15 protein-coding genes are annotated in these 14,465 nt (G+C 63.2%); 13 read left to right on the top strand and 2 right to left on the bottom strand.

Translation table 11 applies throughout. The annotated features are described in order from the left end of the window. Both AC1Q6C_RS32740 and AC1Q6C_RS32735 read left to right on the top strand, forming a co-directional pair. On the top strand, nucleotides 1–522 hold a 522-nt coding region (locus tag AC1Q6C_RS32740; RefSeq protein ID WP_492667098.1), incomplete at its 5' end, for a cytochrome P450. Between the two features lie 487 nt (nucleotides 523–1,009). Beyond that, nucleotides 1,010–1,564: a PaaI family thioesterase gene (locus AC1Q6C_RS32735; RefSeq protein ID WP_219468569.1), complete on the top strand. Its 555-nt coding sequence runs from the start codon at nucleotides 1,010–1,012 to the stop codon at nucleotides 1,562–1,564. A 16-nt stretch (nucleotides 1,565–1,580) separates the two neighbouring features. On the opposite strand, the gene AC1Q6C_RS32730 is transcribed toward AC1Q6C_RS32735, so the two are convergent. After that, nucleotides 1,581–3,056 (bottom strand): MFS transporter, encoded by a 1,476-nt coding sequence (locus AC1Q6C_RS32730; protein WP_371827903.1) that lies wholly within the window; start codon nucleotides 3,054–3,056, stop codon nucleotides 1,581–1,583. A gap of 204 nt (nucleotides 3,057–3,260) precedes the next feature. Between AC1Q6C_RS32730 and AC1Q6C_RS32725 the strand changes: the two genes are divergently transcribed. The 9 genes from AC1Q6C_RS32725 to AC1Q6C_RS32685 all read left to right on the top strand — a co-directional run bounded on the left by AC1Q6C_RS32725 (nucleotide 3,261) and on the right by AC1Q6C_RS32685 (nucleotide 11,833). Further along, nucleotides 3,261–3,965, top strand: coding sequence for a TetR/AcrR family transcriptional regulator (locus AC1Q6C_RS32725; protein ID WP_019749804.1), 705 nt, complete (start codon nucleotides 3,261–3,263; stop codon nucleotides 3,963–3,965). A 281-nt stretch (nucleotides 3,966–4,246) separates the two neighbouring features. Continuing rightward, on the top strand, nucleotides 4,247–5,932 hold the full coding sequence (locus AC1Q6C_RS32720; protein WP_243621725.1) for a TnsB C-terminal domain-containing protein: 1,686 nt from the start codon (nucleotides 4,247–4,249) through the stop codon (nucleotides 5,930–5,932). Between the two features lie 4 nt (nucleotides 5,933–5,936). Beyond that, nucleotides 5,937–6,845: a TniB family NTP-binding protein gene (locus AC1Q6C_RS32715; protein WP_492667097.1), complete on the top strand. Its 909-nt coding sequence runs from the start codon at nucleotides 5,937–5,939 to the stop codon at nucleotides 6,843–6,845. Then, nucleotides 6,842–7,174: a TniQ family protein gene (locus tag AC1Q6C_RS32710; RefSeq protein WP_492667096.1), complete on the top strand. Its 333-nt coding sequence runs from the start codon at nucleotides 6,842–6,844 to the stop codon at nucleotides 7,172–7,174. Before AC1Q6C_RS32715 ends, AC1Q6C_RS32710 begins: the two co-directional genes overlap by 4 nt. Further along, entirely contained in the window at nucleotides 7,135–8,070 is a 936-nt protein-coding gene (locus tag AC1Q6C_RS32705) for a TniQ family protein (RefSeq protein ID WP_492667095.1), read from the top strand. The genes AC1Q6C_RS32710 and AC1Q6C_RS32705 overlap by 40 nt, the downstream gene beginning before the upstream one ends. A gap of 171 nt (nucleotides 8,071–8,241) precedes the next feature. Further along, the gene (locus tag AC1Q6C_RS32700) at nucleotides 8,242–9,408 is read left to right on the top strand and encodes a site-specific integrase (RefSeq protein ID WP_492667094.1); all 1,167 of its coding nucleotides are present in this window, start codon (nucleotides 8,242–8,244) and stop codon (nucleotides 9,406–9,408) included. Further along, on the top strand, nucleotides 9,405–10,484 hold the full coding sequence (locus AC1Q6C_RS32695; RefSeq protein ID WP_243621726.1) for a recombinase: 1,080 nt from the start codon (nucleotides 9,405–9,407) through the stop codon (nucleotides 10,482–10,484). Before AC1Q6C_RS32700 ends, AC1Q6C_RS32695 begins: the two co-directional genes overlap by 4 nt. 96 nt (nucleotides 10,485–10,580) lie before the next feature. Further along, nucleotides 10,581–11,168: an SMI1/KNR4 family protein gene (locus AC1Q6C_RS32690; protein WP_166503098.1), complete on the top strand. Its 588-nt coding sequence runs from the start codon at nucleotides 10,581–10,583 to the stop codon at nucleotides 11,166–11,168. 161 nt (nucleotides 11,169–11,329) lie between these two features. Beyond that, a complete protein-coding gene (locus AC1Q6C_RS32685) occupies nucleotides 11,330–11,833 on the top strand; it encodes a recombinase family protein (RefSeq protein ID WP_243621728.1) in 504 nt (167 codons plus the stop codon). Between the two features lie 49 nt (nucleotides 11,834–11,882). Here AC1Q6C_RS32685 and AC1Q6C_RS32680 read toward each other — a convergent pair whose 3' ends face one another. Beyond that, the gene (locus tag AC1Q6C_RS32680) at nucleotides 11,883–12,428 is read right to left on the bottom strand and encodes a DUF5710 domain-containing protein (RefSeq protein WP_219468564.1); all 546 of its coding nucleotides are present in this window, start codon (nucleotides 12,426–12,428) and stop codon (nucleotides 11,883–11,885) included. Between the two features lie 256 nt (nucleotides 12,429–12,684). Between AC1Q6C_RS32680 and AC1Q6C_RS32675 the strand changes: the two genes are divergently transcribed. Both AC1Q6C_RS32675 and AC1Q6C_RS32670 read left to right on the top strand, forming a co-directional pair. Next, a complete protein-coding gene (locus AC1Q6C_RS32675; RefSeq protein ID WP_155277951.1) occupies nucleotides 12,685–13,146 on the top strand; it encodes a helix-turn-helix domain-containing protein in 462 nt (153 codons plus the stop codon). A 1-nt stretch (nucleotide 13,147) separates the two neighbouring features. Then, nucleotides 13,148–14,104 (top strand): zeta toxin family protein, encoded by a 957-nt coding sequence (locus tag AC1Q6C_RS32670; protein WP_155277952.1) that lies wholly within the window; start codon nucleotides 13,148–13,150, stop codon nucleotides 14,102–14,104. Nucleotides 14,105–14,465 lie beyond the last annotated feature (361 nt).

Genomic DNA, 14,465 nt, shown 5'->3' with positions numbered 1-14,465 from the left:
GACGACGAATGCGTCGGCACCGCGATTCTGTTGTTCGCCGCAGGGTTCGAAACCACCACAAACCTCATCGGCAACGGCGTCGCCGCGCTGCTCGCTCACCCCGACCAAATGCGCGAACTGGGTGCCAGGCCCGACTTGGCGAGCAATGCCGTCGAAGAATTGTTGCGTTACGACTCCCCCGTCCAGACCAACGGGCGCACGGTGCTCGAGCCGACACGGCTGGCAGGAGTCGATCTACATCCCGGTCAGATCGTATTGACCTTGCTCGGGGCGGCCAACAGAGATCCGGACCGATTTTGTGACCCGGATAAGCTCGACATCACCCGAACCGGAGTCCCACCGTTGTCGTTCGGCGCCGGCATTCACTTCTGTCTCGGCGCGCCGCTGGCCCGGCTCGAAGGATCCCTACTGTTCCCGATCCTGGTGGCTCGTTTTCCCGGTCTCCAGCTCGTCGAACAGCCTCGCTGGCGTACCGGGCTGTCCTTCCGCGGGCTATCGAGTTTAAAGGTGGCAACCAGATGAGCCCTCCCCTACCCCCCACCAGAAGGGCTCGAAGTCTCGGGAGTTGAACCCGACCGAACCACCTCGCGGTAAACGGCGCATCGCACTGTGCTGCAGCCGCCCGCGCCGGATCGCCCCAGGCGTGCGGAGGCACCGAACGACCGAAGAGTTGCCGGACGGAACAGTCGGACGCCTCTCGGTGGACGCTGCATCGATGCCGTGTCGTTACTCGGCAACAGACCCTGATCCTGCCCCACGCCGACAACAATTCAGCCCGCCGACGGAAGCCCTCGATGTTTCGCGGTCACCATTTTCGGCTCGACGGCCGCGTCGTGTGCGCTATCGGGCCGGGAGGTGCGTTGAGTGAGAAGACTCCCGCTCGTGGTAATCATGGCGGGGGCGAGCGCGCCGACCGGTCGGACGAACGCCCGACCGGATGCTGCGGTGCAGGCCGAGCGCGCGAAGACGCGACAGACTCGGCACGGTTTCACGACAGAGAGGTCCGACCATGAAAAGAATTCCAGACGAGGTCAGCGGGTCGGCCGGCCCCGCTATCGAGAACTGGGCGCGCTCGTTCTGGAGCACGACTTCCGAGTCGCCTGATCTACCGCCCCACCACCCCGACTGTCTTGGTTGTGGGCCGCAGAACCCGCACGGCCACGCCCTGTCGGTCCAGCGTGACGAGAACGGCGTGGTAGCTCACCATGTGTTCGACCAGCGTCATGTCGGGGCACCCGGGATAGCACACGGCGGCGCGGTGGCGACCGTTCTCGACGATCTGTTCGGCTTCCTGCTCTACACAGTGGGTGAGCTCGCCGTGACGCGGCGTCTCGAGCTCGACTACCTAGCGCCGGTTCTGCTCGGCACTCCATACGTATTGCGTGCTGCCGTTCGGTCTCGTGATGGGCGCAAACTGGATCTCACGGCCACGATGGACGATGCGCAGGGCCGCTCCGTAGCCACCGCTACTGCCCTGTTCGTGGTAGTCGAGGTCGAACACTTCATGCAGTCCCAAGCCCGAGCCCAACTCCGGGCCACAGACACGAATCACACCGAAGAATAGACACCCTGACCGACCTTCACCGACGTCCATCACCCGCGGTGGCTGTCGTACGGCTGCGTCTACCTGGCGCAAAGACGGCGAGGACGAGTGCCCCAGCGGCGGTCAGCGCCGCCAACGACAGCGTCGCCTGACCACTTCCGTGTACGAATGCGGCTCTGGCGAACTCGGCCAGCGGCTGACCAGCTGGTCCTGCGCGGTCGGCGACCTGCAACGCGGCGGCCAGAGAATCGGCCACCGGACCACGGGCAGGCTCGGGTAGCTGGGGCAGAGCCGGCTGAATGTGCTGAACGTAACCGGCCGCGAGCACGCTACCGGCTACCGCAATCCCAATCGCGGCACCGATTTCGCGAGCTGCGTCGTTGACCGCGGCAGCCACCCCGTGCTTGGCCTCAGGAGTGTCCGAGACGATGGCGAAAGTCGCAGGGGCGGTACACAACCCCAAACCCGCGCTCATGATGAGCAAGGGCCACAGCAGGTCAGGGTAAGTTGCCGCGACGGTCAGTCTGCTCACCATCACCAGTCCCGCCGCGATGGTGAGCAGACCTACAGTGGTCATCACCCGCAGCCCAACAATGTTCGACAGCCAGGGTGCAATCACCGAGATCACGATGAGCGGCACGACCATAGGGGTCAACGCCAACGCGGCGGTGAGCGGTCCATAACCGAGAATCAACTGCAGATACTGCACCAACAGCAAGAACACCCCGAAGGTCACCAAAAATTGGATACAGACCGACAGTGCGCCGGCACCGAAGCCACGGCGGGCGAACAACCGGACATCGAGTAGGGGTGCCGAGGAACGTAGTTCTACGACGACGAACACCACAACTGCGAACAAGCCCACCGCAGTGCTGATGGCGACGAGCGAATCCGACCAGCCACGGGCCGGAACCTCGATCACAGCGAAGACGATCGCCCCGACCGCGACAACTACGGTCACAGCGCCCACCCAATCGACCGGTGGATGCTCCTGCTGGCGGGACTCCGCGATACTGCATGCCAACCCGGCCAGAACCGCTCCGGCGACGGTCAACCCGACGAACACCGAGGTCCACGACCACTGCTCGAGCAGCACACCAGCCCCGAGGATGCCCAGGACCGCCCCGGATCCAGCAACCCCGGCCCACACACCTACAGCGCGACCGCGATGCGCCGGTGGAAATCCCGCGGTCAGTATCGACAGCGTCGAGGGCATGACCAGCGCCGCACCCGCCCCAGCCAACGCGCGAGCAGCGATCAGCCACGCCGGGTCGGCGAGAAACAAGGGCAATGCCGACGCGAAAGCGAACAACGCCAACCCCGCCACGAGCACCCCCCGGCGACCGTACCGGTCACCGATCGCACCGGCAGGCAGAACGAAGCACGCCAATACCAGCGTATAACCGTCGACTATCCAGGTCAGTTGAGCTTGCGTCGCCCCTGTCGCGACCGCGATCTGTGGCAACGCTGAATACAATGCCGCCATTGCGGCCACCACCAACGCGACTGCCATGCACGACACAATCAACATCCACCACTGGGCACCGCTCCATCGAGCGACGCTGGCAGAGTCGGATCTACGTTCGTTCAACGGCCAGCCTCCCAGTTTGAGACTGATCGTCTCGGTGCGAGACTATTAGTATCATAACTTTGCGGGTGTGACAGAATGGTCATGCTAGGACATGTTTTGTCAGTCAAAATGGAGCGGAGCCCGTTCATGGTCGACCCTCTCGTTGCGGCCGAGGGCCCGGCCGACCCCCGGCTGGCGCGCTCACGTAACCGGTTACTCGAAGCGGCGGGCCAGCTGCTAGCCACCGGCGGTGTCGAGGCGGTCACCGTGGAGGCGGTCACCCGCATGTCGAAGGTTGCGCGTGCCACGCTGTACCGCCACTTCGGAAGTACCACTGACCTGCTCGCTGCAACCTTCGAGCGACTACTACCCCCAGTCGACACCGATATCGATACCGGTCCGCTACGCGAACGTCTGATTTCGGTGCTCACCACCCAGGCCGACCTCATCGACCAAGCTCCGGTGCAGATGACCACGCTGGCCTGGCTGGCAATGGGACCCGTCAACAGCGGCGACGCCAGCCGGCGCGATCTCGATCCTGGCGCGGTGGTCTCGCTTCGGGCCCGTGTCATAGAGCAATACCGCAGGTCCCTGGATCAGATCCTGACGGCCCCTGACGCCCGCACTGTGCTCGGCGAGATCGACACCACCTTCGCCCTCATTCAGCTCCTCGGACCGATAGTGTTCGCTCGCCTCACAGGACTGCGCCACATCCACGCCGACGACTGCATCCAAATCGTCGACAACTTTCTCGCCGCCCATGCCGCAAGTGTCCGATCGAGCACTTCGCGCGACAACAGCCGTCCACGGCCGGCCGCGACGCTAGACCCGCAGCTCACCGACGGCCAGTAAAACTTGATGCGAAATTTCACTATCAATGCGCTATCCAGTCAGGGATCGCAGCGCTCACTGGATAAGGCCGGACGTGTGCTCAAGAACTCGGAGCTGCACTGCAGTGCACTTCTGACATCGTGCAGCCGTCTTCTGAAACTGACAATTCATGTCATTTTCAGAAGTCGACTGCACGGTGTCCTGCGATTTCGGCCTTGCGTGCAGTTGTCTTCTGACATTCTGTGTTCAGAAGTGCAGTGCACTCGGCAGCTGCGCTCGAGGCCATGCTGCGGAGGCGTGTCGTGGATGCGGAGAGAATCAGCATCGTCGAGAGCGGCGTACTGACAGCGTCGGATGAGCAGTGGGAGCTGGCCCGGTCGAGGTTCGCGGTCTTGGCGCCGTTGGCAGGGGTGGACACAGTCGGTTTCGCGGCGGCCGACGAGGCTGCCGAGCGGTTGCAGCTCTCGCGCCGGCAGGTATACAGCCTGATCGATCGGATTCGCTGCGGATCAGGGACTGTCACCGATCTGCTGATCGCACCGCCTTCGGGTGGCCGCGGCCGGGGCCGAGTGAGCGCCGAGGTGGAGGAGGTGATCGCCGATTATCTCGCGAAGGAGTTCTTGAAGCGGCAGAAACTCAGTGTCGCGGCGATATACCGCCGAATTGCGTTGGCCTGTCATCGATCAGGATTGCGGGTGCCGGCGCGCAATACGGTGGCAACGCGGATCGCAGCGATGCATCCCGGAACTGTAGCCAGGTTGCGTGGGGGCCAGGATGCTGCGCGGCCGCGCCAAAGCGCCGGCGGTGTCCCTCCTCCGGTGGAAGCGGTACTCGAGCAGGTGCAGATCGATCACACCGTGGTGGATCTGATGATCGTCGACGAGCACGACCGCGAACCGATCGGCCGCCCGTATCTGACCATGGCGATCGACGTATTCAGCCGATGTGTCCTCGGTTTCGTGGTGACGCTCGAACCGCCGTCCGCGGTATCGGTCGGGTTGTGTCTGGGCCGGGTGGCCTGCGACAAGAATGGCTGGCTGGAGGCGATGGGGTTGGCCGGGCAGGTGCAGTGGCCGATGGCAGGAAAGCCGCGGCGGCTCTATCTCGACAACGCAGCGGAGTTCAAAGGTGAAGCGTTGCGTCGGGGCTGCGAGCAGCATGGCATCGATCTCGGATACCGACCACCGGGTCGCCCGCATTACGGCGGCATCGTCGAACGCATCATCGGAACCGCCATGCTCAGGGTGCATGAACTACCCGGCACCACGTTCTCCGATCCCGCTGCTCGGGGCAGCTACGATTCGCAGGCAGCAGCGGTGCTGACCCTGACCGAGCTAGAACGATGGCTGGTTATTTCGACATCCTCGTACCACGGGAGCCTGCATTCGAGCCTCGGTCAGAGCCCGGCAGCGAAGTGGTCCGACAGCATCACCACACTGCGGAACCCTCCGCCTGTGGTGGTGGACGAGACTGCGTTCGTCGTCGATTTCCTTCCGGTAATTCGCCGGAGATTGACCCGCACGGGATTCACCATCGATCATGTCCAGTACTTCTCGAACACGCTCAAACCGTGGATCAGTCGCCGGGAGCAGTTGGGTACATTCGTCATTCGGCGTGATCCCCGCGACATAAGCCGAATCTGGGTCCTCGAACCCGACAATGGTGCAGGGTATGTCGAAGTGCCGTACCGGACGCTCTCGCATCCGGCGGTCACGTTGTGGGAGCACCGCGCTGCAGCCGCCCGGTTGCGTGAGCGGGGCCGCACACAGATCGACGAGAGTGCGTTGTTCTCGATGATCGAGCAGATGCGTGAGATCACGACCGGGGCGAAGAAGGCGACCCGCACCGCGCGGCGTAACCGCGCCCGCCGCCAACACCTACCCGTCCCGGCAACCACATCATCCGGGGCGATGAGCACTCCGCCGCCGGACGATCCCACCGCTCCCAGTGATGTCGTCGCGGCGTTCGACGACATCGAACAGTGGTGACTTCATGACCGAGCCTGCAGACGATGATCTGACACATCTGCATCACGCGGCACAACCGCTGGCGATGCTCCCTGCGGCGCAGCGTATTCGGCATGTTCGGGCCGACCGCTGGATCGGCTATCCCCATGCCCTGGCGGTGATCGAACAGCTTGAGGTGCTGCTCGCGTGGCCCGATCGAGGGCGAATGCCGAACGTGCTGCTCGTCGGTCCGACGAACAACGGCAAGTCGATGATCATCGAGAAGTTTCGCCGCGCTCACCCGCCGGTCAGCGTCCCCGACCGCGAGCAGATCCCGGTGTTGTGTGTGCAGATGCCTTCGGAGCCGTCGGTCAGCCGCTTCTACGTGGCATTGTTGGCGGCGTTGGGGGCTCCGCTCCGTCCGCACCGAAGAGTCCACGAGCTTGAGCAACTGGCACTGACGTTGCTGCGCGCCACCGGTGTGCAGATGCTGGTGATCGACGAACTGCACAACCTCCTGGCCGGCCGCGACGGTGTTCGCCGCGAATTCTTGAACCTGCTGCGCTACCTCGGCAACGAACTACGAATGCCGCTAGTGGGTGTCGGGACCCGCGAGGCCTATCTGGCGATCAGGGCCGACGCGCAACTCGAGAACAGATTCCATCCGACGATTCTTCCGGTGTGGGGCAACGATTCCGATACCCGTTCGCTGCTCGCGAGCTTCACGGCCAGCTTTCCGTTGCGCAAGCCCTCACACCTGACGTCGGAGGAGATGACCGGATATCTGCTTGCCCGCAGCGAAGGCACCATCGGGGAGCTGTCGATGCTCCTCACCGCTGCCGCGGTCGCCGCGATCGAGACCGGCGAAGTAGCGATCACCCACCACGTTTTGACGATCACCGACTACACCGGCCCCAGTGGGCGGCGCCGACAGTTCGAACGCGACCTGGCATGAGCAAGGGGGTCGAGGAGGTGCAGCGATGGCCCCTGCACCCGCAGCCTCAAACCGGTGAAGCACTGACCTCCTGGCTTCGCCGAATCGGAAACCTCTACGGGATCAGCAACATCGTCCAGCTCGTGAGCGAACTCCACCCCGATGGCGCGGGGTCGGATCTTGATCGAGACATCCCCGATGCCGCGGCCCGAATGCTCGCTGCCCGCAGCACCGTTGCGCTCGATCAGCTACAACAGATGAGCCTGTCGGGCTGGGTTCCGTGGCTGCTCGACAGCACCGACCCAGAGGAATGCGACTTCGTACTTACGTCCACCAACTCTCGGTCCTGATCCCACCGCAACTTTCGAAGGGTGATCGCCCCCGCCGCGCTCCAACAGAACCGGGATGGCTGCCGTGGGTCACCGACACCCCCAACGACCGTGTATGCCCGGTCTGCATCGGTGCCGGCGACGCGGACACTGTCATCGGTGTGAAGTTGATATGGCAGCTGTCGCTAGTGGCGAGCTGCCCCGAGCATCGCTGCCGCCTCGAACCCTGTCATGTCGTACCTGGTCAGATCGTATTCTGGGACAGGAGTGTCTGTGCCCTCGGTAAGGACCTGCGCCCCACCCCGGTGCACAGTACGGTCACCGCCCTCGATCACCGCACCACCGCTGCCCTGGCAGAAGGCAGCGTGCTGTTGCCCCGAGCTCGTGTGCACGCGGGTCTGTGGTTCCGGATGCTGCGCACACTGATCGACGAGATCTGCATCCCGCTCAGCAAAGCCGGCACATATGCCCGCGATCTTCGGCTGATCTGGGAATGCGCCAATGACCGGCCACCACGTGCACTCACTCGCCCGTTCGAATATCTGAATCGGGCCGATCAGAGTCGGATCCTCGCCGGAGCCGCTGCCGCGATCACCCTCATAGAGGACGGCACGATCACCGCGGCCGGAACACACGGCGATCTACTCAGCCCCTACCCGGCTGATGCAGTCTTCGCCGGAATACCCTTCCCACCTTCGGTACCAGCGCCGCCGGCGCACACGGACACCGCATCCAGTGCGTGGGAAAAGTTGCCCGCGCTGATCGACGCCGTTGTTGCCGCAGCCCGAGAAAACGCCGACACCGCCCGATCCCTACACGCATTCATCCTGCTCGGAGCCCGCACCGACCAGCAGATTCGCAAGATCGACGACACGTTCAACGAGCTGGGCATCGACATCGGCAACCGAGATCGGTGACACGATCGCCGCGTCGAAACAGGGGTCTGCAGGCATCGCTGCGCGTCACCCACGGTCGGTGTGCGGTGACCGACGAGAAATATCGTTCCCGCACCGTCTCTATTGAAAGCGCAGTTCAGCAAGTTTTTCGTTTAAACGGATGTGTCGGAGGGCGTGGCTACTGTTCCGGCTATGAGGAATGAGCAGTTCACCGGCTCCCACCGCGTATCCGTCCCTGCTGCGGTGGGCACTGCGGCGGTGTTCCCGGAGCTGCCCGACGATGTCGCCGCCCGGATCGGGCGATCGATGGAATCGGCTCGCTCCGACGGCACCCGGCGGGCGTACGAGTCGGCGTGGCGACGATTCGAGCACTGGTGCACCGCCCACAGTCACAGTTCATTGCCTGCGCATCCGGTGACCGTCGCTGCGTATCTCGTCGCGGCCGCCGACACCCTCACTACCTCAGGGACCCGCGCTTACGCCCCGCCCACATTCGCCAAGTGGGTCGCCGCGATCGCCGACCGCCACCGACGTACCGGGCACGAGTCCCCGACCTCGCACGAGATCGTGCGCGGCACCCTCGCCGGGATCCGCCGCGACTACGCCGCCGCCGGTGATCGGCTCCGCAATCCGCGGGCCCCGTTGTTGACCGCCGACATCACCGCCATCACCGCCGCCGCCCGAGATTCTGTCGCCGGTTGGGCGGACGAGGTTCTCGAACGCCGCGACAGTGCCCTGATCCTGATCGGCTTCGCCGGGGCGTTCCGCCGCAGTGAACTCGTCGAATTACAGTGTGGGGACGTCAAACTCGACCGCCTCGACGGTGTTCATGTTCGGCTGCGGCGCTCGAAAACCGATCAGGACGGCACCGGCACGGTCCGGGCTCTGCCGTTCACCGCCCGCCACGAGCACTGCCCGCCCTGTGCATGGGCACGGTGGGCGCAGGTCGTGGCAGCGTTCGATACAGGTGGACGTGTCGGGGTCATCCGAATACTCACGACATCCGGCCCATTCGATGCGCACGTCTGCCGCGGCGCCATCCCCAAGATGAGCGCGCAGGCACCGTTATTCCGGTCGATCCGCAAAAACGGGAACCTCTCCGACACCCCGTTGTCCGGGGCAGCGGTCCATGCCGCGATCCGCCGCCGCGCCACCGCAGCCGGCTACGACCCTGCCGTGGTCATACAGTTGGGTGGGCATTCCTTGCGGGCCGGTTTCGTCACCCAAGCCTTCCGCAACGGCGCCGACGCCCACGCCATCATGCGCCAGACCGGGCACACCACCCCCGCCATGGTCGAGGTGTACGCGAGAGAAAATGCGCCCTTGATAGGCAATGCCGTCAACGATCTCGGCCTATGACCACCCACGTCGATGCAGGTGAGGACATGACCACCGAGTCGAGCACCATCGATAACACCACCAGTGCTACCCATCTCGCACCCCAACCTCCGGATTCGCAACTCCCGGCACGGGATCGGCACACCTGGATGTTGTTCACGGACTGGTGCGCCGCCCACGACCAACCGTCGTTGCCGACAACGCCGGAACTTTTGGCCCAGTTCCTCTCCGCCCACCCCGCAGGTACGGTCACGCAGCGCCGGCGTATCTCCGTCATCGACACAGCCCATCACCGCTATGGCTTCCCGGCGCCGGGGCGCAGCGACAATATCCGCGCCGCCCTTGACGCGACGCGCAGGGCACGCCTCGACAATCTCGCCGCCCGTACCGGTGAGGTGATCTCACGGCTTCCCGAAACGGGTTGGCCGGCAGCGTTGTTTGCCCGCCGCGACGCCATGATCCTCACCCTCGCTCCTACCGGACTGACGTACACGCAGATCGCGGCGCTGCGTATCTGCGACGTCACCGCCGATCCTGTCACCGATGCCCTACACGTCGACGCGGTCGACCGTGTAGCGGTGATCCCGCCGGGGCTCGTAGCAGCCGGGGCCTCCCCGGCGCGGGTGTATCGGCGGTGGATGGAAGTTCTCGGATTCTCGGACCGGTATTTCAGCACCCACATGCTCGCGGGCCTCATGGACACCGGCGACGGCAACGAACTCACCGGACACGACGGACGCATCGACCCGGCCGATCAGCGGCCGCTACTGACCCCGATCGACCGATGGGGCCACACCCCACTGACCGCCACGCCGCTCACCGCTCGCGCAGTAGCCGACATCACCGCCGCGCACCTATCCGGTCAGGCACCGCGACACATCCACCCACCCCAACGAAAGAGCCCCGAAAACAACAGCTCAACAACGCAATCGGATGCTATAGAGCCGCTCGGCGACGACTACTACGAACACGGAATCGCTGCCCGCAAACACGCACACCACACCCTCGGCAGTGTCACATCGGCCCTCGACGAAATCGAGGACCGAGCCGACCGACTCCTCGCGGAGCTGCTCGAACTCATCGAAGGTCCCTTGTGAAGAGACATCCATGAGCGGTAGTGATGCTCTCGCCGAGAGTGCAGTCGTCTTCTGAAACTGACACCCTCGAAAAGGCTCGTTGGGTAGCGTGCGTTCATGAGCGTGGAAGAGAACTGGCTGAGGCTTCACGATTGGTGCTTGCGGGAAGCCCCGATAACGGCCGCGGCGATCGACCCACCAGCGGGCCAAAGTTTCGTGGACGAGGTCGAAGCATTGACTGGCAGAAAGTGGCCGACCGAACTACGGACATGGTTCGGTCTCCAGAACGGGAACCCGGACGGAAGGCACTCCGCCCTGATATTTCCGGAATACCAACCGCTACCGTTGGATCTCGTCGCATCTCGATGGGCATCGATGACGGAAATGTGGGCAGATACGACGGCAGCAGTCGGCGGCCTCAGTTTGCTCGACGAGCCTGCGGGGGAGGTCTCTGGAACTTACTTGTCCGCGTATATCCCGATCGCCTTCAACATTCGAGGCGATCTTTTGTTCGTCGACACCCGAGCTGGCCACTCCAGTGGATGCGTACGCGGATTTATGGGAGAAGACAACGATCAGGGCGAAAGTTGGGCATCCATCGACTCGCTTCTGGAGGAGGTTGTTGCTTCACTCGAGGATGGACGCCCGTGTCGCGGTTGGGTTCCGAGCATCGACGAGGGCTGGCTGCACTGGGAATTCCCTTAGGACTCCACGATGTCTCACCTGACACTGTCTCGACAACGAACGATTGATGGACCCGGTGGCTTCGATAGGAACACCCGATCAATTCCCCGACTCGAGGTTCAGCAGTCAGGGAATGACTCAGTGATGATGCTTCCGCCGAACGCGCAGTCGTCTTCTGAAAAATGCAGTCGTCTTCTGAAACTGACAGCCGGCAGACCCGGCGCCCCGGACTCGACAATGCGATCAACGCTGCCCGGGAAGGTGACGTCTTCTGTGTGACCAAACTCGACCGGCTCTCTCGGTCCGCGAAGGATCTTCACGAGACAGTGGGGCGACTGGCAGACAAGGGTGTTGCGTTGTCGATCGACGGGAAGATCTACGACCCATCGGATCCGATGGGCAAGATGTTCATCGGTGTCCTCGGGTTGATGGCCGAATTCGAGTCCGACCTGATCCGGAGTCGGACCAGGGACGCCGTGGCGGCAGCCGCAGCGGCTGGCAAGATGAAAGGCCGTCAACACAAGCTCACACCGGAAGAGCGGGCATACCTGTTGCAAACGTATGAGACGGGGCAGTTCAAGATCGAAACACTGTGCAGGAATACAGGTTTGAAGCGCTCAGCGTTGTACGCGAATATCGAGTTGGCGCGCACCGAGCGGGAAGCTGGAATGCTTTCGGCACTCTGAACTCGCCTGTCGCAAGGCCAAAAAGACACTCACAAGGGCATTGGCGGCGTCACGCGCGGCGGTCACGGACGTCGCGCCAATCGATGATGGGACCGGTGATCATGTCGAGACGCTGGGTATCAGGGTTCCAGCGGATCGCAGTTTCCGGCGCGAGGGTCTGTTCGAGGATTCGAGTGATGTGGGACTGAAGCCGCCAATCGATGTATTCACGTCTTTGGAGACTATGCCACCACTCGACCGGGTGGGTGACGATCATCGGTTTGCGCAGCCAGCGGGTCTGGATCCTCGCGCTCTGGATCTCGCCGGCACGGCACGTCGAGTCGCACATGTGGCAGAACCAACCATGCGGTGCACGGATCGCCCACGGCAGGAGTTCACCCCTGGTTGCGTCTCGGAGCAAGACCGACAGGTCATTCGACCATGACGGTACGGGCACCGCCGCTGCGGTAGGTGCGGGTGACGGCATCCACTGGTCGAGCGTGCGCATTCCCGAACGTGGCGCATACCAACGGCGCGCCTGCGGGTCCCACCGGGCACCGAAAGCCTTGGCCGAATCCTTCTCCCGGTAGGGAACGTCAAGCCATAGCCGTTGCATCGTCGCCGCTCCCACTTCCACTTGACGTCCTCCCCACGCTTACTCACAGCAGAGGTTCCCGGGTAGCTCATGCTACCGACGAGCACTGCCGCTCAACTACGCTCACGGAGAGCTAGTCGGGGCGGTCGGCGGTTTTCGTGGCCAAGAACGACCTTGGCCTCAACAGGTCAACGCACTCTACTTATGTTTCTCATCACCGCCGATTTGCCGCCTTTGAGCTGCAGGTATAAGGTTACTTATATATGAGGAGGTAGTCATGTCCGATGTCTTAGAACACCAGCTAGAGACGACCATGACAACATCTAAGGCACGTGGCGTTGTCGATCGCATCGTGTTCTTACGCAGCGTGCGCCAGCTCCACGAACAGAAAAAGTGGACTCAAACACGATTGGCGGAGGCCAACGGGGTCAGCCAGCCAGCGATTTCGCAGTGGTTGAAGATGTCGCGCATTGATGCGCCAGACGTACGCCCAGACATGGCTGGCGGAACTCCGTACGAGATCGCGGCTCGCTATGCCGCTAAGTTGCTCGATCGAGAGACGATGCTCAGGCAGCTGTCAGCGTGGATCTACGAGACGGCCGAGGGCGCATCGCCCAGCCAGGGCGACGTACCGCCGCTGAGCTTGGCGGGATTCAATCTGCAGGTCGGTCGGGCATTGGACGATCGATTCATCAATGAGACCGATTACGACCGCATCCTTGAGGCAGTAGCAGACTGACTTGAGACACGAAGAAGCAGAGGACCGCCGGGCGCGGCTGGAGAGCTTGTCGACGCCGGGTGGTCCGCTCAACATAGATGCCCCGAACGCGACCGTCATGGTCAAAGCTCACTTTCGCAAAGTGGATCGCGAATGGGTGCCTACTGCATCTCGCCGGAGGATGCACACTTTGCTACTCGACCAGTGGCGATCTACCGCTCGTACCCCGCGGCGGAAGCGCAAAGCAACGCTCTTCGCCGGCCCGCCCGCAGCAGGTAAAAGCACTCTGATGGGCGCACCGGCTACCGATCTTGCAGAGTACCGCCAGATCGACGCAGACGACTTCAAGACGCTGCTGCTTCGGTCCGCAGTACTCGATGGCTCGATCTCAACCCTGCTCCCAGAGGCCCTGCGGGGCAACCAGAAAGAACAGTTTCATCCCCTCGAACTCTCCGCCTTGGTGCATCACGAGTCGACGATTCTGCAAGCACGTGCGTTGATCGCCGCGATGCGGGCTGGTGAGAATGTAGCCATCGACGGAACGTTGGGGTACATGCCATGGGCGACGGAATTAGTCGGCCAGCTGGGTGACTTCGGCTACGAGATCCACGTGATCGACGTCGAGGCAACGCAAGAGATAGCACTCGCGCGCGTCATCGATCGCTGGCGAGCAGGCTACGCGAGGGCTACGGCCTTCCCATCTGATCCGGTTGCCGCGATGGGCGGCCGGTGGTTGCCTGCCTCGGCAGTAACCCGGCTCTTCACCGCGGCTCCCGAGGTGGCAGGTACGCCGCTCGTAGCCGGCTGCTCGACGAGCGAGACGAACGCGCATCAGCTTGCCGCCGCATTTCCTGAGGTTGTGAAGTACGACCTGTACAGAACCACTGCCCTGATGGAACCGCCGAAGCACGAACAGTCCTGGAAGAGAACGGGCAGCGGAGACTGGGCGACCTTGTCGATCCAGCCCTCGAACACTTGAGTGTCCGTAAGGCGAATCGGTTACGCGTAGCCGGAACATGTCTGACCGGCCGGATCGGGTGCGGGCAATAGAGTATCTAGTCGGGGTCGAGCGTGCGCCCTCGCCGCGCGAGATTTCAACGTGCCACTGGAACGAGAGGTCAACGCTCGACATCTCGTCGTGTTCTGCGTGCCAGACACTGGTCGCTTATCCGCGGCGATCCTTGTTGGCCGGGTTACTGTAGTCCCACCAGCCACCACGATTGGCTCGTCCCAGGCCATCATTACGGTTGGGCCAGCCGTTGTTGTCGACGGCCATCGTAAGCTCCCCACTGGCGGCCATTTATGGCGCATTTTGTGGCCATGGTTTCTCCCCGCGTACG

This window comes from Rhodococcus sp. MT28 (assembly GCF_058792695.1).
Note: the sequence above shows the minus strand (reverse complement) of the source record. Positions and strands in the feature narration are given on the sequence as shown.

Bases quoted from the DNA above. Each gene is read 5' to 3' on its own strand.
- AC1Q6C_RS32735 (WP_219468569.1), top strand. From the start codon at position 1,010: ATGAAAAGAATTCCAGACGAGGTCAGCGGGTCGGCCGGCCCCGCTATC.
- AC1Q6C_RS32730 (WP_371827903.1), bottom strand. From the start codon at position 3,056: ATGGCAGTCGCGTTGGTGGTGGCCGCAATGGCGGCATTGTATTCAGCG.
- AC1Q6C_RS32725 (WP_019749804.1), top strand. From the start codon at position 3,261: ATGGTCGACCCTCTCGTTGCGGCCGAGGGCCCGGCCGACCCCCGGCTG.
- AC1Q6C_RS32715 (WP_492667097.1), top strand. From the start codon at position 5,937: ATGACCGAGCCTGCAGACGATGATCTGACACATCTGCATCACGCGGCA.
- AC1Q6C_RS32710 (WP_492667096.1), top strand. From the start codon at position 6,842: ATGAGCAAGGGGGTCGAGGAGGTGCAGCGATGGCCCCTGCACCCGCAG.
- AC1Q6C_RS32705 (WP_492667095.1), top strand. From the start codon at position 7,135: ATGCGACTTCGTACTTACGTCCACCAACTCTCGGTCCTGATCCCACCG.
- AC1Q6C_RS32700 (WP_492667094.1), top strand. From the start codon at position 8,242: ATGAGGAATGAGCAGTTCACCGGCTCCCACCGCGTATCCGTCCCTGCT.
- AC1Q6C_RS32695 (WP_243621726.1), top strand. From the start codon at position 9,405: ATGACCACCCACGTCGATGCAGGTGAGGACATGACCACCGAGTCGAGC.
- AC1Q6C_RS32690 (WP_166503098.1), top strand. From the start codon at position 10,581: ATGAGCGTGGAAGAGAACTGGCTGAGGCTTCACGATTGGTGCTTGCGG.
- AC1Q6C_RS32685 (WP_243621728.1), top strand. From the start codon at position 11,330: ATGCAGTCGTCTTCTGAAACTGACAGCCGGCAGACCCGGCGCCCCGGA.
- AC1Q6C_RS32680 (WP_219468564.1), bottom strand. From the start codon at position 12,428: ATGCAACGGCTATGGCTTGACGTTCCCTACCGGGAGAAGGATTCGGCC.
- AC1Q6C_RS32675 (WP_155277951.1), top strand. From the start codon at position 12,685: ATGTCCGATGTCTTAGAACACCAGCTAGAGACGACCATGACAACATCT.